The sequence below is a fragment of the Paraburkholderia sp. RL17-373-BIF-A genome, assembly GCF_046030175.1.
In the GTDB taxonomy this organism is placed as follows: Bacteria; Pseudomonadota; Gammaproteobacteria; order Burkholderiales; family Burkholderiaceae; genus Paraburkholderia.
The window spans coordinates 195,024-217,848 of the sequence record NZ_JARESO010000012.1; the positions used below are offsets into that span (position 1 = coordinate 195,024).

Genomic DNA, 22,825 nt, shown 5'->3' on the forward strand with positions numbered 1-22,825 from the left:
GATATGGATTCAGCCCGCCCACATAGGCGGGCTTTTTTTTGCCCTGAATTTCCAGCGTCCCATACAAGACAAAGCCGGCTGCCCTGCGCAAGGGTCAGCCGGCTTTGTTGCGTCAGGACCGAACTCAGAACTTGTACGAGACGGCGAGGAACGAAATGATCGGGTCGGCCTTCAGGTCCGCCTTCGACACACCCAGCTCCGTGCCGTCCGCCGCCTTGATGATGACCGACGAGGTCGTCTTCAGCGGAATGTAGGTGACCGACGCCAGAAGGCCCCAGTGCTCGGTGATGTTGTACACGAGGCCCGCGTTAAACACCGGCGCCCACGACGACGACGCTTTCGCCGACACCTGCGTCTGCCCCGGCTTGCCCGCGCCGGCGGCCAGCACGGCGCCGAGATTGTTTTGCGTCGATGTCACGAAATTCGGGCTCAACTGAATGTCGGAGAACCAGTTGTACGACACGCCGATGCCGACAAACGGCCGGAATTTCGCCGTCGGCGCATTGAAGTAGTACTGGAACAGCAGCGCCGGGCTCCACTGGCGCACGCTTTTCACGATCGGGTTGGCTTGCGGATCGCCCAGATCCTGCTGGCCGAGCGCGCCGGCCGGTCCCGGCGGCTTGATGGTGCCGTGCCCGTAGATCTTGAAGACCGGCGGCACGCCTGCCACCGTCGTCACGGCGATGTGATCGGTGAGGTAATGGCTGAACACCAGGCCGACGGTGTCGGCGTTACTGGTCGACAAGCTCGTGCCAGCCGAGGTGAATGAACTCGGTAGACGCAGCGGTGTGTTGATCGGCGTCGGCGCGACATGGGTGGTGAGCGGCGTGCTCGAATCCTGCGGCATCACGTGGAACCAGCCGAGCGCTGCGACGTTGTCGCCCGCTTGCTGGGCGTGCGCACCGGCTGACAGGCAGGCGGCCAGTAACGCGAGATAGATTTTTTTCATCTTGTTCCTCCTGAGGCGCGCTGAAACTCATCGCGCGCGGCAAGCGGCGGCGGGTTGGCGACCGCGCCGGCGCGCTGCATATTCGTTGGGCGCCGGCCGCCGCGCGGTTGCGCTGCGCGGCAGCCGGGACGCGAACGCCACGTTGCGGATTGGCGGCGCGTGCTGAGTCCGTTACTGGACGAAGGCGCCGATCGTGAAGTACGGCGAGGCCGCGTTGGTCAGATCGAGATAGCCGAACACACCACCCGTGAAGATCATCTTTCCGGTCGGCGTAGTGCCGGTGGAGGCACCGACTTGCGTCGTCCTCACCACGCCCGGAACCGCTTGCGTGAAGTCCAGATTCAGCGGCGTCGCCAGCGATGCCTGCGATGCATTGAACGGATCCAGCAGCGTGGCCTCAGCACCGTCGAGCGCGGTGGTGCGGTAGTCGAACTGGCTATCCACGCCGATGTACTCACCGTTCTGCGAGTTCACCGTGATCGCGCTCTGCGGCGCCAGAATCGAGATGCCGGATTCGTCGTCGGCGTAGGGTCCGAGCGCGCCGTTTTGCGGCACGGTCACCGACGAGTTCGCCGCGCCCGTTCGCACCAGGATCGGCACCAGCTGGTTACGCAGCTTGCCGACGATCATGTAGCCGCGCGCTTCCGGGGTCGTCGCGAGCGTCGGCTTGGCCTGGCCCAGGAAGTTGTTGGTCTGGAACGCGCCGCTGCCGTCCGCCGACTGCGCGAAGTTGCCGCCCGGCTGTTGACACTTGCCCGCGTTGACCCCGGAGTTGTCGCACTCGGTCCACGTGCCGTCCGCGTTGATCGTGATCTTCGAATCGACCGCGACCGGCGCGAAGTTTTGCGACGGCACCTGGTGATAGCCGAGCTGGTTGTAGGTGCCGGCCACGTTCGCGAGATTCGTTTCAATCGACGAAAAACCGATGAACGGGTAGTACGGGAATTTGGTATCCGGCACGGCGCCCACGCCGAGAATCCCGCCGAACGAAATTTCCGCGCCGGGGATCGTGCCGCCCGCCACCCCTTCGCCGACGAAAATCCGCGCCGGACGATTCGGATCGAGGCTCGCGCCATTCAGGCGGAACGCGCACTGGTTGAGTTTGTTGGTCGGCAGCTGGGTTTCCTGAGTCAGCGTGCCGCTGGCGGTCTGGCTCGCGCGCGTCGGGACGACGGTGCCGGTGGTCGCGGGGATCGGCGACTCGATGTAATTGACCTGCCAGGTCATCTTGGTCGTATCGAGTTGCAGCTTGACCAGTTCGCCGTCACCGCCGCCGCCCGTGAATACCGTGCTGTAGTCCAGCGACGCCGGACACAGACGCACTTCCGTCACGGGCCCGTCGCCTCCGCCGCCACCACCGCACGCCCCCAGCAACGGTGCAGCAAGAGTGAGCACCGAAAGGATTCTCCATTTCATACCGCCTCCAGAATTTTCTCGTTGTGTGTGGCCGGCTCCCAGTCCCGCCACCTTTTTGCTATTTGTCTCTCGTACTGCCCACTGCCGGTCCGCTGTGGCTTGGTTGTCTGGCTTACTTGCGTGCCTTACTTGCTGATTTGCGCTCCAATGCCGAAGTACGGCGCGCTCGAAGCCGTGCTGCTGAGTTGCGACGTCGGCGCGACGCCGCCGTTGACGGTGCCTTGAATCTCGATCGCGTACAGGCCACCCGAAGCGATCGCGAGGCCTTTCTGGCCGTTGGCCTGCTGGACCCCGACCAGTCCTGGGCTCGGCAACGCGTAGCCCAGGCCGAAGCCGTCTTCCCCTGCGGACGTCGACGGATTGATGAAGGTGCCGACGCCGCCCTGGATCAACGCCGCGGTGTACTTGAAGTTGGAGTCGGCGCCCACGTAGCCGCCGTCGAAGCCGCCGGAGGCAAGCGGTGTGGCAGCGGCGAGCATCGCGATACCGGACTCGTCGTCGACTTTGGCGTCGGAGTGGAGCAACACTGCCGTGCCCAGATTCACGGAGCCCGTGCGGATCACGAGCGGCACCGTTGCGCCGTTGACCTGGCCGAGAATCATGTGTGCCTGCGCGGACACGCCGCTCGGCTGATTCAGCGGCGGCAGTTTGAGCTGCGTGCCGATCTGCGGCGCATTCTGGCTGTCGAAGTAGCCGCTGCTGTTGGCGGTCCACGCCGTGCCCGTCGTCAGGCAGCCGCTTGAACTCGGCGGAAAGGCCGCGTTCGCTGGATTGGAGCCCGTGCAGTTGCCGGCCGCGTCGAAGGTTTCGACCGTGTTGGTAGCGGTCGCCGCGTACGAGCCGGACGGCACCAGGTGATACAGGAGACCGTTGTAGGTGCCGGCCAGCTTGGTGACGTCGTTCGTCGTGCTGGCAAAGCCCAGGAACGGATAGAAATCGAAATGCCGGTTCGGCACTGCGCCAACGTGATCGATGATGCCCGGAATGATGGTCAGCCCGTCGTACTCGACGGTCGCGCCCGGAATGCCACCGCCGGCCACGCCCTGGCCGACCAGGATCATCGGCGGGTTCGGGTTGTTGACGAAATCGGGTGTCGTGTAGGTCGTGCCGTTGGCAGGCGCGGTGCCGGTACCTTTGCCGAGAATGAACGCGCAACGTGTTTGCTCGGCGGTGGGCAGCGTGCCGGTCGGCGGATGAATCACCGCACCGGTGATCTGCGTGCCTTCGCGCGTGATCGTGACGTCGGCGCTGGTCAGCGGGATCGGCGATTTGAGCCACTTCAGCGTGTAGGTCATCGCCGTCGCGTCGATGTTCAGCTGCACCACTTCGCCGCTCCCCGCGCCACCGAGGAAGGTGCTCTTGACGATGTCGGCAGTTGCCGGGCACAACGCCGCCGCGCCGGCGCCCGAGGCGGGCGGGCCTTGCACGCCGCAGCTCGCGCCGGAACATTGCGGTGCGTTGATCGCGCTTGGATTGTCGGCCTTGCCACCGCCGCAAGCGATCAGGAATGGGGCCGTGGCAATGGCCATCGCGAGGCCTCGAGTAATGGCGTGCGACATGCAGCTGTCTCCCTTCATGTAATTGTGCGAGCTAATTTCGCTGCGCGGATAATGGCTGTCAATTGAATGAGCCGTCTAAAAAGACCGATTCAAACAGCGCATTTTTTGCTGCGCGCGCGCCGCGTGGACATCTGCGGGTCTTTTAAACAAAAAACGATTTTTCGCCTGGAAGGCGGCATCGTTGCTTCGCCGCACTCCCTTGCCAGGTAAGCCTCTTAGCAAAATGGCTCTATCATCTGCGAACGACCGTTCGCGAAAAAATCAGGAATTTCCCTATGCGGAAAACTATGCGCTATGCGTCGATATCAGGAATGAATTACCGGCAGATTTTGAGTGGTCCGATTTTTATTTTTTAGGAAATACGGGCTACTACTGATTAAACGCGAATAGGGAATTTTGAATGGCGGACTTTTAAAACAAAAAGGCCGGTCTTTGCAGACCGGCCTTTCAATATATTGACGGTGAATTACCGTCCGTAATTTCGAACTTGATTAACGTTTCAAGCCGCTTTCTTCAGTGGCACCGATCGCGAGGTTCATGCACTGGATCGCCGCGCCCGACGCGCCCTTGCCCAGGTTGTCCAGACGCGCGACGGTCACGAAGCGCTCTTCGTTGCCGAACACGAACAGGTCGACGCGGTTCGTGTCGTTGTTTGCCTGCACGTCGAAGAAGCCGCTGTCGAGGTTCGCTTCCGCGTCGAACGGTGCGACATGCACGAACGCCTCGCCCGCGTAGTACTCGGCGAACAGCGCCTGCACGTCTTGCGGCGTGGCCTTCTTCGCCAACTGGTTCGGCGAGAAGAAGGTGGTGACCGCGAGACCCTTGTAGAAGTCGCCGACGATCGGCGTAAAGATCGGCGCTGACTTCAGGCCCGTATGCGCGGCCATTTCCGGCAGATGCTTGTGCGTGAGACCGAGCGCGTACGGACGCGGGCTCTTGAGCTTGTCGTTGCCGCCGGCTTCGTAGTCGGCAATCATTTTCTTGCCGCCGCCGCTATAGCCGGTGATCGAGTAAGCGTGCGCCGCGAACTCGGGCGCCACCACGCCTGCTTCGACCAGCGGACGCATGGCGAGCACGAAGGCCGATGCATGGCAGCCCGGCACGGCAATGCGTTTCGCCGAGCGCAGACGCTCGCGTTGCGAGCGGGCCAGTTCGGGCAGGCCGTAGGCCCAGTCGGCGGACGTGCGGAACGCGGTGCTGGCATCGATCAGTACGGTGTGATCGTTTTCGACCAGCGAAGCGGATTCGCGCGAGGCGACATCGGGCAGACACAGGAACGTGACGTCCGACGCGTTGATGAGACGACGGCGTTCTTCGAGGTCTTTGCGCTTGGCTTCTTCGATACGCAGGATCTCAACGTCGGCGCGCTGCGACAGGTACTCAAAAATCTTCAGGCCGGTCGTGCCTTCCTGTCCGTCGACAAAAACTTTCGTGCTCATCTCGATCTCACTGGCTTGCTGGAAACGGGGCGCGACGCCGCGCCGGAACGTCATTTTAAGACCTGATGGCGCCGCACGTGCAAAAGGGGGTGAAAAAACGACGATGCGCGCCGAACATGACATCGGCGTGACCCGTTATGCGGCAGATGCACGCCGATGCCGGCCGGATCGTGGCAGTGCGTGTATCAGCGGGCCGCGGCGGTCCAGCGCGCCGTGACCGCGGCTACGCGTGCGCCGAACAGCCGCGCTGTTTCCAGATCGCCGGGGGGCGGTGCTTCTTCCGGCGAGGCATCGGCCGGCGACTGCGTGAGCACGCCGGTAGAGCCACCGACGTAGTTCAGGTCGTTGCGGGTCGCCGCCTTGGTGTTGGACGGCATCATGCCGGTGCCCGCCCAGATCATGCCGTGCTGCATGGCCAGCGTGACGAAGTACTGGATCGTCGAGAACTTGTCGCCGTTCATGGTCGCGGAGTTGGTGAAGCCGGCCGCGATCTTGTCCTTCCACGCCTGCTCGAGCCACGGCTTCGAGCTCGCATCGGCGAATTTTTTGAAGTCTGCGGAGGGGCCGCCCATGTAGGTCGGCGCACCGAAGATGATGGCGTCGGCGGCCGCCAGTTCGGCCCAGGCTGCATCGTCGACCTCGCCGACCGGCATCAGTTTCGCGTCCGCGCCGGCTTCGAGGGCACCCGCCAGCACGGACTCAGCGGCTTTCTTCGTGTGGCCGTAGCCGCTGTGATAAACGATGACGATTTTCGACATGACAAACTCCAGCAAAGTGAAAAGACGATGGGTCGGGCACGACAATGGTGCGCATCTGCGGCGGCGCGGCAGCGGCAAGCGTGGCGCACACCGCCGGACTGCACATTAGCGTGCGCGGATGACAGAATTTCCGCGTGGGCGGCAATGCGACGCAATCCGTACGCCAGCCTCGGCTTGCGTCGGCGGCCTTGGCAGTGCCGCTTGCACGTGAGGCGCTTCGATACGCGCTAGCGCCCGTAATTGACCACCATTCGCGCAAAGCCGAGCGTGGCGGTGCCGATCTCATGATCGAACATCAGCGCGGGACGGCCTTGCGCGAGGCGCAGGTCCGCGGTGCTGAGCGCATAAACGGTGACGATGTAGCGATGCGGTTTGCCTGGCGGCGGACAGGGGCCGCCATAGCCGTCGGTATCGAAGTCGTTTCGCGCTTCGACCGCACCGAGTTTGCTGAGGAAGCCAGAAGAGCTCGCATTTTCCGGCAAGCTGCTGACCGTGGCCGGAATGCCCGCCACTGACCAGTGCCACCAGCCGCGGCCCGGCGCATCCTGATCGAACATGGTGACCGCGAAGCTGCGCGTGCCGGGCGGCGCGTCGTGCCACGAAAGTTGCGGTGAGCGGTTGCCGCCTTTGCAGTCGTCCTGATTGAAAACCTGAGCGTCCGCCACGGTGCCGCCCGCACGGAAGCTGGCGCTGGTTAGTGCGAACGCGCCTTCGGCGAGGGCGTGTGGTCCGTGAGCGGCCAGGAGGGCGAGGCCCAGCATGGCGCAGGGGAACGACGGCAGACGGCGGAACGGCGAAGCAATCGAAACAACCAGGCAACGCGAGCGCATGTGCCGGTTCTCCTGTGAGGGCGCGAGGCGGTTGTCCTCGCGATGGTTATTGTCCCTATTTTGTGCCTCAAGGTCGATTCAAGTCTAACATTAGCTCTACGACACATCATTGTTGTGGTCCGCTGGAATTTGCGCACCGGAATCGGCTATAGTCAGAGGAATTGCCCGCGGAGATAGACCGCGTCCTCACCCGTTTCAGTAGCTAGAATACATAAGACATGTCGGAAGTTTTGCAGAGTGGTTTATCTGTCGAGGGGAGGGCAATGCAAGATCCAGTCAGGGTCGTGGTCGCTGATGACCATCCGGTTATTCTGTTCGGCGCCGAACAGGCTTTGCTCAAGTTTCCCGGTCTGCAGGTCGTCGCGCGTGCGCGACAGTCAACGGAATTGATCAAGGTGCTGCAAACCATTGCCTGCGACGTGCTCGTCACGGATCTGGCGATGCCAGGCGGTCAGTACGGCGATGGTTTGCCGCTGATCGGCTATCTGCGGCGAAATTTCCCCAACCTTCCCATCGTCGTCCTGACGATGCTCGAGAACGCCGCGTTGCTCAAGCGGCTGAGCGAACTCGGCGTGACGTCTGTCGTCAACAAGTCGGATGATCTCAGCCACATTGGGCTCGCGGTGCAGCACGTCAGCCGCCACCTCGAATATATGAGCCCGTCGGTCAAGGCATCGCTCGACACACTGCGCATGAATGCCGGTGGCAAGAACGACGAAGTGATGCTGTCGAAACGCGAACTGGAAGTGGTGCGTCTGTTCGTGTCGGGCATGACGATCAAGGAAATCTCGGAGCATCTGAACCGCAGCATCAAGACCATCAGCACGCAAAAGAACACCGCTATGCGCAATCTCGGCATCGAGCGCGATTCCGAGTTGTTCCAGTACGCGCAAAGCAATGGCTTGCTGAACCTGTCGTCGCATTCAACGGAAAACACAGGCGGAGCATCTTAAGGTCGCATACGAGGCTTAAGGCAAAAATAGAAAAGGGCGCCTGTCGATAAGACAGGCGCCCTTTTTATTCGATCCGCGCGAGGCGGAGAGGCTTACTGCGGCGTCGAGGTTGCGCCGCCGTGCGCAGCCGACCATTCAGCCGGTGCGTGCAGGAATTTTTCCACTTCGTCGAGCGTCTTGGTGTCGAAGTATTTGTTTTCCTTCGCGACGCGCAACACGTCCCACCACGTGGCGAGCGCGTGCAGATCGACGTCGATGTCTTTCAGCACCGACACGCTTTCCTTGAAGATGTTGTAGTGGAACAGCACGAAGCAGTGGTTCACCGTGGCGCCGGCAGTGCGCAGCGCGTTGATGAAGTTGATCTTGCTGCGGCTGTCCGTGGTCAGGTCTTCGACCAGCAGCACGCGTTGACCTTCAGTCAGCAGGCCTTCGATCTGCGCGTTACGGCCAAAACCCTTCGGCTTCTTGCGCACGTATTGCATCGGCACCATCAGGCGATCGGAGAGCCATGCCGCGAACGGGATGCCTGCGGTTTCGCCACCGGCGACCGCGTCGATCTGCTCATATCCGACGTCGCGCAGAATCGTGGACTCTGCCATTTCCATCAGGCCGCGGCGCACGCGCGGATACGAGATCAGCTTGCGGCAGTCGATATAAACCGGGCTCGCCCAGCCGGACGTGAAAATGTACGGTTTCTCCGCGTTGAAGTGCACTGCTTGCACTTCCAGCAGCATTTTGGCGGTCGTGTCGGAGATCGTCTGGCGATCGAAGCCTGTCATGGGCGGATCCTTGGGTGTGAGCGGGGAGAAGCGGGCGCGGGGCCCGGTGGCGCAGCAAGCGTGGTATTCCGCGCCATGCCGGGCGGAATACGCAGCCGGTCAGTGGAGTGCAGGCCGGTTTTTGCTGCGCGCGTAGGCCGACATTTTACCCGAAACGGGCCCTTCCGAGGAACCCGTCGTGCGTGGCCGCGGCGAATGACGGTCATAACGGGCGCACCGGGCAGGCTTGGGCGGGCATCGAAGGGCGCATCGGGCGCCCGCATCCACGAGCGCTTTTTGGTTCGCTTGTGAGCCGTCGGAGGCGCCTTTACACTCACGCGAATTTCTCGGGCGCCTGCCGCCATTGCCGCTCATTCGACCTACGGAATGCTTTCAATGAACACCGCTTCCTCCACCACCGACCCCCGCGCATCCGTGAGAAATGGCTACGCCGGTCGGGCGCTGATCGCCTCGGTGCTCGGCTACGCGATGGACGGCTTCGATCTGCTGATCCTCGGCTTCATGCTGCCGGTGATTGCCGCCGATCTGCATCTGAGCTCCGCGCAGGCCGGCTCGCTCGTCACGTGGACGCTGATCGGCGCAGTGGCGGGCGGTTTGATTTTCGGCGTGCTGAGCGACTATTTCGGCCGTGTGCGCATGCTGACGTGGACGATCCTGATCTTCGCGGTGTTCACCGGCTTGTGCGCGCTGGCGCAAGGTTATGCCGATCTGCTGACGTATCGAACCATTGCCGGAATCGGCCTCGGCGGCGAATTCGGCATCGGCATGACGCTCGTAGCCGAGGCATGGCCGGCGTCACAGCGGGCGCGCGTCTCGTCGTACGTCGGCTTGGGATGGCAGCTCGGCGTGTTGGCTGCGGCATTGCTGACGCCGCTGCTATTGCCGGTGATCGGTTGGCGAGGCATGTTCGCGCTCGGGCTGTTGCCGGCGGTGGTGTCGTTTTTCGTGCGGCGCCAGGTCGAGGAACCGGCGCTCTTCACCGAGCGCGTGGCGCGCGGCATGCGCAAGCTGCCGCTGAAATTGCTGGTGGCCGATGGCCGGACCACGCGCGCCAGCATCGGCGTGGCGATTCTCTGTTCAGTGCAGAACTTCGGCTACTACGGCCTGATGATCTGGCTGCCGAGCTATCTGTCGAAAACCTTCGGCTATTCGCTGACCAAATCCGGCCTGTGGACCTCCGCGACGATTCTGGGCATGGCGTGCGGCATCTGGCTGTTCGGCATCGCCGCCGACCGCTTCGGCCGCAAGCCGACCTTTCTGTTCTACCAGGCGGGCGCCGTGGTGATGGTGTTCGTCTACGCTCACCTGAGCACGCCGATGGCGCTCTTGATCGGCGGCGCGGCGATGGGCGTGTTCGTCAACGGCATGATCGGCGGATACGGTGCGCTGATCTCCGAGCTTTATCCAACCGATGCGCGCGCCACCGCGCAGAATGTGCTGTTCAACATCGGCCGGGCGGTGGGCGGTTTCGGGCCGGTGGTGGTGGGCGCTCTGGCCGCGCGCTATTCGTTCGGCGCGGCGCTGGCTTTGCTTGCGTCGATCTACCTGCTCGACATCTTCGCGACACTCTTTCTGATTCCCGAACGACGCGGCGCCGAGCTCGAGTGAGCGCAAACAGCCTGTCCGTGACCTGCGCATGACAAACCGCGAAAGGGCCGCCGCATGCGGCGCTGCAGCATTGCGCGAGCGCTGTTTCGCCGATGGCGAGCAGCGCTAACCAGTCAGTGCATCGACTCATTCGGGGTGTACACTAACCGACCCGCGAAGCACTCCGCATCGTCCTGTCCTCCGGCGAGGTTCGACGCCGCGCTCAACCGGCGCATGCGCAAACCGCCTCGGTCGATTATCCATTCGATAGATGCACGCGACGCTGACGGTGCGGTGTGCCGGGCCCAATTTCTTACGTCTCGCAGGCCAAAAAATGGACGAACAACTTAAGCAAAGCGCTCTCGCATACCACCAGAATCCGAAACCCGGCAAGATTTCGGTCACGCCCACCAAGCCGCTATCGAATCAGCTCGATCTGTCGCTGGCGTACTCGCCGGGCGTCGCCGCGGCCTGTATGGCGATCTACGAGGAGCCGCTCGACGCGCAGAAGTACACCTCGCGTGGCAACCTGGTCGGCGTGATCACGAACGGCACGGCCGTGCTCGGTCTCGGCAACATCGGCCCGCTCGCCGCGAAGCCGGTGATGGAAGGCAAGGGCTGTCTCTTCAAGAAGTTCGCGGGCATCGACGTGTTCGACATCGAACTCTCCGAGTCCGATCCGGACAAGCTGGTCGAAGCGATCGCGATGCTCGAGCCGACGCTCGGCGGCATCAACCTTGAAGACATCAAGGCGCCCGAGTGCTTCTACATCGAGAAGAAGCTGCGCGAACGTATGAAGATTCCGGTCTTCCACGACGATCAGCACGGCACCGCGATCATCGCGTCGGCGGCTATCCTGAACGGCCTGAAAGTGGTCGGCAAGAAGCTCGACGAGGTGAAGCTGGTGTGTTCGGGCGCCGGTGCCGCGGCAATCGCGTGTCTGGATCTGCTGGTGAACCTGGGCTTGTCGAAGAAGAACATTCTCGTCACCGACTCCAAGGGCGTGATCTACGAAGGCCGCGGCAACCTCGATCCGTCGAAGGAACGCTACGCGGCGAACACTGAGGCACGCACGCTCGCTGACGCGATCCGCGGCTCCGACGTGTTCCTCGGCTGCTCGAGCGCAGGCGTGCTGAAGCCGGAGATGGTCGCCGAAATGGGCACCCAGCCGCTGATTCTCGCGCTGGCGAACCCGGAACCGGAAATCCGTCCGGAAGACGCGAAGAAAGTGCGTCCGGACTGCATCATCGCGACCGGCCGTTCGGACTATCCGAACCAGGTCAACAACGTGCTGTGTTTCCCGTTCATCTTCCGTGGCGCGCTGGATGTCGGCGCCACCACCATCACGGAAGAAATGAAACTCGCCTGCGTACGCGCAATCGCCGAGCTGGCCGAAGAAACCGATCAGGGCGATGAAGTCGCGAAGGCCTATGAAGGACACTCGCTGGAATTCGGTCCCGAGTATCTGATTCCGAAACCGTTCGATCCGCGCCTGATCATCAAGATCGCGCCGGCCGTCGCGCAAGCGGCAATGGATTCGGGCGTCGCGACCCGTCCGATCAAGGACATGGACGCGTATCGCGAAGAACTCGGCACGACGGTGTATCGCACGGGCATGGTGATGCGTCCGGTGTTCGCAGCGGCCAAGTCGGAGCCGGCGCGTATCGTGTTCGCCGAAGGTGAAGACGAGCGCGTGCTGCGCGCCGCGCAATTCGTGCTGCTGGAAAAGATCGCCAAGCCGATCCTGGTCGGCCGTCCGTCGGTGATCGAGATGCGTCTAAAGAAGATGGGCTCGAAGCTCAAGTGCGGCGACGACTTCGAGATCGTCGATCCGGAAGACGATCCGCGCTATCAGAAATCCTGGCAGGCGTACCACGAACTCGGTGCGCGTGAAGGCGTGACGCCGGACGTGGCGAAGGCTGCAATGCGCAAGTTCAACACGCTGATCGGCGCGATCCTTGTGCGCCTCGGCGAAGCGGACGGCATGATCTGCGGCATGATCGGTCAGTACCACGCGCATCTGAAGTTCATCGAACAGGTGCTGGGCAAGGCGGACAACGTGCAGAACTTCGCCGCGATGAATCTGCTGATGCTACCGGGCCGCAATCTGTTCATCTGCGATACCTACGTGAACGAAACGCCGACCGCCGAGCAGCTCGCCGATATGACGATGCTGGCTGCGGGTGAGATGGAGAAGTTCGGTATCACGCCGAAGGTGGCGTTGCTGTCGAACTCGAACTTCGGCAGCGCGCCGTCGTCGTCGTCGCAACGCATGGCTGCGGCTCGCAAGCTGATTACCGAACGTGCGCCGTCGCTCGAGATCGACGGTGAGATGCATGGCGATGCGGCATTGTCGGAAGCCGTGCGCAAGGCGGCGTTCCCGGGCACGACGCTGACCGGTGAAGCCAACCTGCTGATCATGCCGAACGTGGAAGCGGCGAACATCACGTACAACCTGCTGAAGATGATCGGCGGCGAAGGCGTGACGGTCGGCCCGTTCCTGCTGGGCGCGGAAAAGCCGGTGCACATTCTGACGCCTGCTGCGACCGTGCGCCGGATCATCAACATGACGGCAGTGGCGTCGGCCAACGCACGCAAGGCAGTGAACGCGAAGTAATGCGGATGCTTTGAGACTCGGAGCGGCGCCTCGTCGAGGCGATCGCGACGAGTTTGCAAAAAAAGCCACGGGTGCTAAACCCGTGGCTTTTTTATTGGCGCAGTAGTTGCACCGGCGTCACGCGTCACGTCTCATAGCACGTAAAAAAGGCGACTGTCCGCGAGGACAGCCGCCTTTTGTTTTCAGACCGGCGGAGCCGGTCAAGCCATTCCGATCACGCCGCGTGTTGCGTCTTGCCGGCCTCAGGCGAGCGCCACCGCGCCAGCAACTCGTTCCATTTGACGCGCACGCCCTTCAGGTTGTTTTCCTTCACGTGACCATAGCCGCGGATGCCGTCGGGCAGATTCGCCAGTTCGATGGCCAGCTCACGCTTCTGCGCAGTCAGGCCGGCGATCAGTTCACGCACCAGCGCTTCATACTCGCCGATCAACGCGCGCTCGGTGCGACGCTCTTCCGTCTTGCCGAACAGATCGAGCGCGGTGCCGCGCAGGAACTTGAAGCGGGCCAGCACGTGCATCGCGCTGAAAACCCAAGGGCCGTACTTCTTCTTCACCAGATGACCCTTGGCATCCTTCTTCGAGAACGTCGGCGGCGCGAGGTGAATGTGCAGCTTCCAATCGCCTTCGAAATTCGACTTCAGTTTTTCGATGAACGCCGGATCGCTGTACAGACGCGCGACTTCGTACTCGTCCTTGTAGGCCATCAGCTTGTGCAGGTTCTTCGCGACCGCCTCGGTCAACGGCAACTGACCGTCGATCGAATCGAGCGCCGACTCCGCCGCACGCACGTGCGAGACCACCGTGCGATAACGCTCGGCATACGCGCGGTTCTGCCACGCTGTCAGGTACCCGGCGCGTTTGTCGATCAGCGTGTCGAGGGCCTTCGGCGTGTGCAGCGAGATGATCTTGCTGCTCGCCGTTTCCGCCGCGGCGCCGCGTCCTTGCGATTGCGCCAGCTTGCGAACCCCGGCCAGATCGTGCGCTGCACGGCGGCCCCACTCGAACGCCGCGCGGTTCTTCTCGACCTGCACGTTGTTCAGCTCGATAGCGCGCATCAGCGACTCATACATGAGCGGCACCCAGCCGCGTTGCCATGCATACCCGAGCACGAACGGGTTCGTATAGATTGCATCGCCGAGCAGTGCGACCGCGAAGTGATTCGCGTCGACCGTGTCGACCCCGTCGTCGCCCGCTGCGGCGCGCACGTCGGCTTCCGTGCTGCTGCCAGGGAAGCGCCAGTTCGGGTTCTTGATGAGTTCGGCGGTCGGCGTATGCGCGCTATTCAGCACGACGCGCGTGCGGCCCGCCTGCATGCGCGACACGCATTCGTCGCTGGCCGTGACGATCGCGTCGCAGCCGATCACGAGGCTCGCTTCGCCCATGGCGATGCGGGTCGCGTGGATGTCGGCCGGATTCTTCGCGATCTGCACGTGACTCATCACGGCGCCGCCTTTCTGCGCGAGGCCGGTGACGTCGAGCACGGTGACGCCCTTGTTCTCCAGATGCGCGGCCATGCCGAGCAACGCGCCGATCGTCACGACGCCCGTGCCGCCGACGCCCGTCACCAGCACGCCGTACGGCCGCTCCATGGACGGCAATTCCGGTTCCGGCACCGGCGGCATCGCGTCGCCGGCGACGCCGGAGGCGGCCTTCGGCTTGCGCAACTCACCGCCTTCAACGGAGACGAAGCTCGGGCAGAAACCGTTCACGCACGAGAAGTCCTTGTTGCAGGTCGATTGATTGATCTGGCGCTTCGTACCGTACTCGGTATCGAGCGGTTCGACCGACAGGCAGTTCGACTTCACCGAGCAATCGCCGCAGCCTTCGCACACCGCTTCGTTGATCACGACGCGGCGCGCCGGATCCGGATACGTGCCGCGTTTCCTGCGGCGGCGCTTTTCGGTCGCGCAAGTCTGGTCGTAGATCAGGATCGTCGTGCCGGACACTTCGCGCAGTTGGCGCTGCACTTCGTCGAGCTTGTCGCGATGGTGGATGTCGATACCGGGCGCAAGGCCCACGTTCGCCGAGTACTTCTCCGGCTCGTCGGTGACGATCACGATTTTCGTCGCGCCTTCCGCGGCGAGCTGGTGCGTGATCTGCGGCACGGTCAGCACGCCGTCGACCGGCTGGCCGCCAGTCATGGCGACCGCGTCGTTATAGAGAATCTTGTAGGTGATGTTGGCCTTCGACGCGATCGCCGCGCGAATCGCCAACAGCCCTGAATGGAAGTAGGTGCCGTCGCCGAGATTGGCGAACACGTGCTTGTCGTTGCTGAACGGCGCCTGGCCGATCCACGCGACGCCTTCGCCGCCCATCTGGCTGAACGTGCTGGTGCTGCGGTCCATCCAGACCGTCATGTAATGGCAGCCGATGCCGGCCATCGCACGCGAGCCTTCCGGCACATTGGTCGATGTGTTGTGCGGACAGCCCGAGCAGAACCACGGCTTGCGTTCGGCTTCGACGCGCGGCCGCGCCAGCGCCTTTTCCTTCGCTTCGATCACCGCGATGCGCATGGCGATGCGAGCGCGCACATCGGACGGCAGGTCGAATTTGTCGAGCCGCGTGGCGATAGCCTTGGCGATGATCGCCGGCGAGAGTTCATAGTGCGCCGGTAGCAGCCAGTTGCCCATCGGCACCGACCATTCGCCGCCCGCGCCGTCTTTCTCGTCGAACTTGCCGAACACGCGCGGACGCTGTGCGTCGGGCCAGTTGTACAGCTCTTCCTTGATCGCGTATTCGAGAATCTGGCGCTTTTCCTCGACCACCAGAATTTCGTCGAGGCCGCGCGCGAAAGCCTGCGCGCCTTGCGCTTCGAGCGGCCACACGCAACCGACCTTATACAGACGGATGCCGATGCGCGAACACGTTTCGTCATCGAGACCGAGGTCGGTCAGCGCCTGACGCACGTCGAGATACGCCTTGCCGCCGGTCATGATGCCGAAGCGCGCATGCGGCGAATCGATTTCGACGCGGTCCAGTTTATTGGCGCGCACGTAGGCGAGCGCCGCGTACCACTTGTAGTCGAGCAGACGCGCTTCCTGCACCAGCGGCGGATCCGGCCAGCGGATATTCAGGCCGCCCTCGGGCATTGCGAAGTCTTCCGGCAGGATGATTTTCGTGCGGTGCGGATCGATATCGACCGATGCCGACGATTCGACCACGTCGGTGACGCACTTCATCGCGACCCACAGGCCGGAATAGCGGCTCATCGCCCAGCCGTGCAGACCGAAGTCGAGATATTCCTGCACATTCGACGGGAACAGAACCGGCAGGCCGCACGCCTTGAAAATGTGTTCGGACTGGTGCGCGAGCGTGGACGATTTCGCCGCGTGGTCATCGCCGGCGAGCACGAGAACGCCGCCGTTGCGCGCCGAGCCGGCCGAGTTGCCATGCTTGAAGACGTCGCCGGAACGGTCGACGCCTGGGCCTTTGCCGTACCACATCGAGAACACGCCGTCGTATTTGGCGCTCGGGTACAGATTGACCTGCTGCGAACCCCAAACGGCGGTTGCCGCGAGGTCTTCGTTGACGCCTGGCTGGAACACGACCTGATGCGCGGCGAGATGCTGTTTCGCCTTCCACAGGGATTGGTCGAGTCCGCCGAGTGGCGATCCGCGGTAACCGGAGATGAAGCCGGCGGTATTGAGCCCGGCGGCCTGGTCGCGTTCCTGTTGCAGCATCGGCAGACGCACCAGCGCCTGGATGCCGCTCATGTACGCGCGGCCGCGTTCGAGGGTGTATTTGTCGTCGAGCGTGACGGAAGACAACGCGGCTTCGAGCGAGGCTCGCTGACCTGCGTCTAGCGGGGCGTTCATTATGTGTACTCCTCCAACCAGTTTGGGATCACCAAAACTTTTTTGGGCCGCGGCATCTTGTGAATGCGTAGGGCCGGGGCCGTCATCTTGACGTGTTTTAAGTGATGGTAGCACTGGTGAAAACCCGCCGCAGGCCGCGAAAAAATGGGGACCGCAGCGATACGGTCGGTGTAGGCGTGCGCCCGCTCGGCGTGTGCGCGCCCGCTGTTCCTGCGACGGCCTGTAACAAGCTGTAAAAACTACAAATCTGCGGAACCGCAGTTGAAATGTCTGTCTAACCCCCAACCTGTGAGCAATGTCCGCGCAACGCTCCGCATTCGGCGGAGCTTCACGACAACAGGGCAGTCAGAAAAGGAGTACGCATGAACACGAGAAACATCCAGACGTTCCTGATGGTTTCGGCCGCATTTTTCGCCATGAGCGCACCGGTGCGCTCGAACTCGGGCAGTGCAGGCGCGCTGTCGAACGCTGTAACCCGTACGGCGCAGGTCGCGCCCGCACGCATTGCCATGGACCGCGTCACGCGATCCACCAAGTCCGACGAGGAAGACCAGAATTCGTGATGCGCCGCGCAGGCGGTGTGTCGATTGAGTAACCAGCCGTTCTCCGACCAAGGTTTCACCTGAGACAACGGCGCTAATGAAAAGGGCGAGGATCGTGAGATCTTCGCCCTTTTCATTTGGACCTATGTGTCCGCTCTCGTGAAGCGGCGCAAGCCGTCAGACTTTGTCCTGCACCACGCCACGGCGAATCTGATCCAGTTCGATCGATTCGAACAGCGCCTTGAAGTTGCCCTCACCGAAGCCCTGATTGCCCTTGCGCTGAATGATCTCGAAGAAAATCGGGCCGATCTGGTTTTCGGTGAAGATCTGCAGTAGCAAATCATCGGGCGCGCCGTCGATCAGGATCTTGCGCTTGCGCAATTCGTCCAGCGGCTCACCGTGGTTCGGCACGCGGCGATCGACCAACTCGTAATAAGTGTCGATCGTGTCGAGCAGCGAGATGTTCGATTCGCGCAAGCCGTCCACCGTGCGGTAGATGTCGTTGCTGCCGAGGGCAATGTGCTGAATGCCTTCGCCGTGGTATGCGTCGAGATATTCCTGAATCTGGCCGGCGGTCTCCGAACCTTCTTCGTTGATCGGGATGCGGATCTTGCCGCACGGCGAGGTCATCGCCTTGGACTTCACGCCCGTCACCTTGCCTTCGATATCGAAGTAACGCACTTCGCGGAAGTTGAACAGACGCTCGTAGAACTCCGCCCATTCCTGCATCCGGCCGCGATGCACGTTGTGCGTCAGGTGGTCGATGTAGGTCAGGCCGTGGCCGACCGGATTCGGATTCGCGCCCGGAATGGGTTCGAAGTCGACATCGTAAATGTCGATGTTGCCGATGCTGTTCGGCTCGGCGCCGTTCTTGCCGCGCCAGCGGTCGACGAAATAGATCAGCGAGTCGCCAATGCCTTTGATCGCCGGAATGTTCAATTCCATCGGGCCGGTTTTGTTGTCGAAGCCCCAGGCGCCTTTTTCCAGAGCCTGTTTGTACGCCTTGGCGGCGTCCTGAACGCGGAAAGCGATCGCGCAGATCGACGGGCCGTGCAGACGCGTGAAGCGTTGCGCGAACGAATCCGGCTCCCCGTTGACGATGAAGTTGATTTCCCCCTGGCGATACAGCGTCACGTCTTTATGACGATGCCGCGCGACGGCGGTGAAGCCCATCTGCTCGAAGAGCTTGCCGAGCGCCTTCGGATCCGGTGCGGTGTATTCGATGAACTCGAAGCCGTCGGTGCCGAGCGGATTTTCCCAAGTTGAAACCTGCATGTCTGTCTCCGGGTGTGCGATTGAGCGCGACTGAATGACGCAAGTGTAAAGGCCTGCCTGCGGCGAAAACTTGCGAACTTAATCGCGCATCGATACGCTGACGCTAGTTTATAGCTCAATGTTTTGAATGGACGGCAGAAAATGGCCAATATAGAGATAGACGCCATCGACAGGCGGATTCTGGCGATCCTTCAGGAGAATGGCCGGCTGTCGAATCAGGAGATCGCCGAGCGCATCAATCTTTCGCCGAGTCCGTGTCTACGGCGTATCCGTCGGCTGGAAGAGAGCGGTGTGATCCGCGGCTATGTCGCGTTGCTCGATGCGCAGCGGCTTGGGCTCGACTTGCTCGCGTACGTGAATGTGCGGCTGGAAAAGCGCGGCGGTCCGGCGCTCAGTCCGCGCGGCGACGCCACGCACGCCGATCTGTTTCGCGCGGCCGTTCAGACGTGGCCGGAAGTGGTGGCGTGTCATGCGATGACCGGCGAGATGGACTACCTGTTGCGCGTCCAGGTGGAGGACATGGCGCACTTTTCGCGCTTCGTGCAGGACCAGTTGCTACACCATCCGTCGGTGATCGACGTGAAAACGAGCTTCTCACTGGAAAAGATCAAGGAGACGACGGCGCTGCCGATTTTGTGAGCACGACGGCGTGGCGTGCGACCGCCCAGCAAACAAAAAGGGCAGCCACGGGGCCGCCCTTTGTTGTTTGCCGAGCGCAAGCGTTTTAGGCTGCGACTTCAGTCGGCATGAACGATTCGAACAGCTTCGACGCCTGACGCGCTTGCCGCTTGAGCGCGTAGTCGAACACTGCAGCCTGCTCCTGCAGCATTTCGGCGATGATGCTCGATTGATCCGCCGGCGGCAGCGTGAGGTAAGCGTCGGCCTCGCCGTAGGCGTATTCGATCTTCATGCCGGCCTTCTTCGCGATGTGCATCATGGTCGAATTGCGCGACAGGCAGTGCATGTACAGCATGGTGACGTGCGTATTGCGGCTGCGAATGGCGGCGCGCTCGAACAGCTTCGTGCCGATGCCCTGGCCGCGGACGCTTTCCAGCACGGACACGCCGAACTCCGCCGTGCGCTTGTCGCCTTCGGCAGGCAGATAGGCCAGGTGGCCGACGCCGGTCAACTGCAGTTGATTGTTGAACACGCCGAAGACGGTGTCGCGCTTGAAGTCGATCGCGCGAACATAGTTTTCGATGACGTGATCCGGCACGATCTGGCCGAAGCGCAGGAGTCGGTCGTCCTCGTCGAGCGCGAGGAAGTGGGTCAGCAGACGCTCGCGGTCGACAGCGGTGAGCTCGCGGACCAGAGCAGGCGCACGACCGGCTGGCTGCGTCAAACGATCGTGCGCGACGATCGGCTCAGCGGCGCGGGGTGTAATCAAGTTCATGGTCGGGTTCTCCTTTTAGTCGAGCGGCGTGGTGCACCGCAAAAGCAATTTTAGCGGAGATCCAGACCGATCACTAGGGAAAACCCGTATCAATATTTGAAGGAGATGCCTAAAAAGGTGGCGCCCTAATTTTAGGTTATTGATTTTAAATAATAAATAAATGGAACAGGCGTTCGTGACACGGTGTCGCCCATCGGGCACTTCGGTCCATTATTTCGTCTGAATATTGTTGCAGTGCGGGATCAGGCTGGGTTCGAACTCAATCCGTGGTCCACCATGCCGACCACCTGCTCGGCGAATTCACGGTAGCCCATCCGGCCATCCGGCTTCAGCCAGGTGAATGTCCAGTTGATCATGCCGAACACCATCATGGTGAGCGCAGTTTGGTTGTCGCGCGTGGCGCGCTCCGGATACGCGCGGGCCAACTGCCGCGCAAAAGCGGCGACCACGTCGCGCTGACGGTTCAGGATCACTTCGCGCTGGGTATCGACCAGATACTTCACGTCGTTCAACAGCGCGACGTGCCGGCTGTGCGACGTCTCGTACTCCGACAGAAACGCCCGGATCAGTTCGGCGAAGGTTTCCCGCTCCGACAAGCCGCGCCGCTGACTCGCCCCTTCCACCTCGGCGATGATCAGCATCAGCCGCTTGGTGTAACGGTCCAGCAGATCGAACAGGATCGCTTCCTTGCTCGCGTAGTAGTGGTAGAGGCGCGCTTTCGAGGTGCCGCTCGCGGCGGCGAGATCGGCCATCGAGGTGCTCGGATAGCTGGTCTGGGCGAATTTTGCCGCGGCGAGTTCGAGAATCTGCTCGCGCTGGGTTTCGTGGTCGGGGGCACGGGTGCGGGCCATAGTCGTCTGTTGTATTAGTGTGGACAGGGGGCGAACGCCGCGCACAATTCGAGCGTGCGCCATGCGCTCGCGTCGCCGCGCAGCTTGATGCGCCGGGTCGCGGCCAGTTCGCGGAAGCGCCACAGCACAATGCTGTCGCTGACCAGGAATCCGAGTTCAGCGGTCATCAATTTGGCGGCAACGCGCGCGGCGGGCTGCCAGTCTTCAGTGACGTGCTCGAAAATCAGCGCGTCCAGTTCCGTGAAGCTGCCGCTCGTGAACGTATTGTCGCGCCAGCGCCGCGTTTCGCCGTTTGCGTGTTTGACTTCCTGCCATTCGAGCGCGAGCCGGCTGATGCGCAGGACGGAAATCGGCGCGGCGTCCGGCAGCCGGGATTGCAGCACGGCCGGCGCGAACATGCCGACCGACGTCGCGCGGTCTTTGCGGCTATGCGCCCACGCGCCCGGATCGGTGAGATCGCGAATCGACAGACGCACCTCGTTCAGGCGCTGCGGGCTGTTGCGCAGGTGATAGCAGACGCGGCGCAGCATCAATTGATCCGATGCGCTTTCGCCGTGCCACACCACCAGATTCGCTTCGCCGCGCGCGATACTCTCCAGCGCCGCGGCCTGTTCGCGGAATTCCCGAAGGAAATCACGCCGGATGTCCGCACTCACGCGATCCCAGAAGTCCGCGCGCACGTCCGGTGCGTCGTCGACGCCACGTAGCGGGCCGACCGCGAGATCGTCGCGCAAGGCGTGCACGCGATCGTCGCGGCCGCCATCTCGCAATGCGGCGCGCAGTGACTCGGCGGCGACATCGCCGTTGGTGAGGTGGATCGTGCTCATCGGCAGTGGCGTAGGGCGGTTAACAACACTAGGGGCCGCTCATCGACCGGAACAGGTGTCCGATCGCGAGCGGCCCCTAGTGTAAGCGGATCGCGGAACTGCTGAAAGCGCGGCGGACGTCTAGCAGGCTCGCCCGCCGCACGCGGCTCAACGTTCGTCGTAGCTCACCACCACGCGGTCGCTGATTGGATGACATTGGCACGTCAGCACGAAACCGTCGCGGATCTCGTGTTCTTCGAGCGTGTAGTTCTTTTCCATCTTCACTTCGCCTTCCAGCACCTTCGCGCGGCAGGTGCAGCAGACGCCGCCCTTGCACGCATAAGGCAGCGCGAGGCCGGCGCGCAGGCCGACGTCGAGCACGCTCACGCCCTGATACGGCAGGCGCAGCTTGCGGCGTTTGCCGTCGAGCACGATTTCGAGATCGGCAGCCGGCGTGTCTTCGGTGATTTCGACGGGCGGCACGCCCGCTTGCGGCAGCGGCGAACCGAAGCGCTCCACGTGCACCTTTTCCGACGGCACGCCGGCGGCTTTCAGCGCGGCTTCGGCGGCGTCCATCATCGGACCGGGGCCGCAGATGAAGGCTTCGTCGATCGCATCTGCCGGCAACAGATTCTCGATGAAGGCCGCGCACTTCTCCTGATCGAGCACGCCGTTGAACAGCTCGACGTCCTGCAGATCGTCGGACAGCACGTGATAGAGCACGAAGCGGTTCATGAAGCGGTTCTTCAGATCCTCGAGCTCTTCCGCGAACATGATCTGATCGACGCTGCGGTTGCCGTACACCAACGTGAAGGTGCTGCGCGGTTCGACTTCGAGCGTGGTCTTGATGATGGCCAGCACCGGCGTAATGCCCGAGCCGCCCGAGAACGCCAGGTATTGCTGGCCTTGATCGGCGTTCAGATGGGTGAAGAAGCGCCCGTCCGGCGTCATCACCTCGATCGTGTGGCCGGGCTGCAGCGTGTCGAAGGCGAAGTTCGAGAAACGCCCACCGCGTACGCGCTTGATGCCGATGCGCAGTTCGCCGTCGCGGTCGTAATCGGTGACGCCGACGCAGATCGAATACGACCGGCGCGTTTCCTCACCGTCGATATGCGTCTTCAGCGTGACGAACTGGCCTTGCGTGAAGCGATAGTGGTCGCGCAGTTCAGCGGGGACTTCGAAGGCGACCGAAACCGAATCGGCGGTTTCGGGCCGTACTTCGCGGATACGCAGCGGGTGAAATTGCGGGGTGGCCAT

The 22,825-nt window shown here is 62.4% G+C and carries 18 protein-coding genes; 5 read left to right on the forward strand and 13 right to left on the reverse strand.

Translation table 11 applies throughout. The features are described 5' to 3' along the window. Positions 1 to 124: 124 nt before the first annotated feature. From P0D80_RS17620 to P0D80_RS17645, 6 genes are all read right to left on the reverse strand, one after another. The gene (locus P0D80_RS17620) at positions 125 to 949 is read right to left on the reverse strand and encodes an OmpW/AlkL family protein (protein WP_408285697.1); all 825 of its coding nucleotides are present in this window, start codon (positions 947 to 949) and stop codon (positions 125 to 127) included. A 171-nt stretch (positions 950 to 1,120) separates the two neighbouring features. Then, entirely contained in the window at positions 1,121 to 2,365 is a 1,245-nt protein-coding gene (locus P0D80_RS17625; RefSeq protein WP_408285699.1) for a DUF2957 domain-containing protein, read from the reverse strand. 125 nt (positions 2,366 to 2,490) lie between these two features. After that, positions 2,491 to 3,924, reverse strand: coding sequence for a DUF2957 domain-containing protein (locus tag P0D80_RS17630; RefSeq protein ID WP_408285700.1), 1,434 nt, complete (start codon positions 3,922 to 3,924; stop codon positions 2,491 to 2,493). A gap of 491 nt (positions 3,925 to 4,415) precedes the next feature. Next, a complete protein-coding gene (gene argC, locus P0D80_RS17635; protein ID WP_408252688.1) occupies positions 4,416 to 5,363 on the reverse strand; it encodes an N-acetyl-gamma-glutamyl-phosphate reductase in 948 nt (315 codons plus the stop codon). 185 nt (positions 5,364 to 5,548) lie between these two features. Further along, positions 5,549 to 6,121, reverse strand: coding sequence for a flavodoxin family protein (locus P0D80_RS17640; protein WP_132376672.1), 573 nt, complete (start codon positions 6,119 to 6,121; stop codon positions 5,549 to 5,551). A gap of 227 nt (positions 6,122 to 6,348) precedes the next feature. Further along, positions 6,349 to 6,951: a YbhB/YbcL family Raf kinase inhibitor-like protein gene (locus tag P0D80_RS17645; protein WP_132376673.1), complete on the reverse strand. Its 603-nt coding sequence runs from the start codon at positions 6,949 to 6,951 to the stop codon at positions 6,349 to 6,351. Between the two features lie 263 nt (positions 6,952 to 7,214). On the opposite strand from P0D80_RS17645, the gene P0D80_RS17650 reads away from it, so the two are divergent. Beyond that, positions 7,215 to 7,904: a response regulator gene (locus tag P0D80_RS17650; protein ID WP_408285702.1), complete on the forward strand. Its 690-nt coding sequence runs from the start codon at positions 7,215 to 7,217 to the stop codon at positions 7,902 to 7,904. Positions 7,905 to 7,996: 92 nt separating this feature from the next. Here P0D80_RS17650 and P0D80_RS17655 read toward each other — a convergent pair whose 3' ends face one another. Continuing rightward, positions 7,997 to 8,683: an orotate phosphoribosyltransferase gene (locus tag P0D80_RS17655; RefSeq protein ID WP_128585320.1), complete on the reverse strand. Its 687-nt coding sequence runs from the start codon at positions 8,681 to 8,683 to the stop codon at positions 7,997 to 7,999. A gap of 375 nt (positions 8,684 to 9,058) precedes the next feature. Between P0D80_RS17655 and P0D80_RS17660 the strand changes: the two genes are divergently transcribed. Continuing rightward, positions 9,059 to 10,291: an MFS transporter gene (locus P0D80_RS17660; RefSeq protein WP_408285704.1), complete on the forward strand. Its 1,233-nt coding sequence runs from the start codon at positions 9,059 to 9,061 to the stop codon at positions 10,289 to 10,291. A gap of 313 nt (positions 10,292 to 10,604) precedes the next feature. Continuing rightward, a complete protein-coding gene (locus tag P0D80_RS17665) occupies positions 10,605 to 12,887 on the forward strand; it encodes an NADP-dependent malic enzyme (protein WP_408176491.1) in 2,283 nt (760 codons plus the stop codon). 214 nt (positions 12,888 to 13,101) lie between these two features. Here P0D80_RS17665 and P0D80_RS17670 read toward each other — a convergent pair whose 3' ends face one another. Beyond that, positions 13,102 to 16,701, reverse strand: a complete 3,600-nt coding sequence (locus P0D80_RS17670; protein ID WP_408285706.1) for an indolepyruvate ferredoxin oxidoreductase family protein — start codon at positions 16,699 to 16,701, stop codon at positions 13,102 to 13,104. 362 nt (positions 16,702 to 17,063) lie between these two features. Here P0D80_RS17670 and P0D80_RS17675 point away from each other — a divergent pair, with 362 nt between their 5' ends. Continuing rightward, positions 17,064 to 17,264, forward strand: a complete 201-nt coding sequence (locus P0D80_RS17675) for a hypothetical protein (protein ID WP_132376678.1) — start codon at positions 17,064 to 17,066, stop codon at positions 17,262 to 17,264. A gap of 156 nt (positions 17,265 to 17,420) precedes the next feature. On the opposite strand, the gene hppD is transcribed toward P0D80_RS17675, so the two are convergent. Then, positions 17,421 to 18,518, reverse strand: coding sequence for a 4-hydroxyphenylpyruvate dioxygenase (gene hppD, locus P0D80_RS17680; protein ID WP_408176494.1), 1,098 nt, complete (start codon positions 18,516 to 18,518; stop codon positions 17,421 to 17,423). A 141-nt stretch (positions 18,519 to 18,659) separates the two neighbouring features. Here hppD and P0D80_RS17685 point away from each other — a divergent pair, with 141 nt between their 5' ends. Next, positions 18,660 to 19,157, forward strand: a complete 498-nt coding sequence (locus tag P0D80_RS17685; RefSeq protein ID WP_132376680.1) for an Lrp/AsnC family transcriptional regulator — start codon at positions 18,660 to 18,662, stop codon at positions 19,155 to 19,157. An 85-nt stretch (positions 19,158 to 19,242) separates the two neighbouring features. On the opposite strand, the gene P0D80_RS17690 is transcribed toward P0D80_RS17685, so the two are convergent. The 4 genes from P0D80_RS17690 to paaE form a co-directional block, all read right to left on the reverse strand. After that, complete coding sequence (locus P0D80_RS17690) at positions 19,243 to 19,911, reverse strand: GNAT family N-acetyltransferase (RefSeq protein ID WP_132376681.1); 669 nt, start codon at positions 19,909 to 19,911, stop codon at positions 19,243 to 19,245. 242 nt (positions 19,912 to 20,153) lie between these two features. Continuing rightward, positions 20,154 to 20,762, reverse strand: coding sequence for a TetR/AcrR family transcriptional regulator (locus P0D80_RS17695; protein WP_132376682.1), 609 nt, complete (start codon positions 20,760 to 20,762; stop codon positions 20,154 to 20,156). A 14-nt stretch (positions 20,763 to 20,776) separates the two neighbouring features. After that, the gene (locus tag P0D80_RS17700; RefSeq protein ID WP_408285708.1) at positions 20,777 to 21,589 is read right to left on the reverse strand and encodes a DUF1835 domain-containing protein; all 813 of its coding nucleotides are present in this window, start codon (positions 21,587 to 21,589) and stop codon (positions 20,777 to 20,779) included. A gap of 147 nt (positions 21,590 to 21,736) precedes the next feature. Continuing rightward, positions 21,737 to 22,825, reverse strand: a complete 1,089-nt coding sequence (paaE, locus tag P0D80_RS17705; protein WP_132376684.1) for a 1,2-phenylacetyl-CoA epoxidase subunit PaaE — start codon at positions 22,823 to 22,825, stop codon at positions 21,737 to 21,739.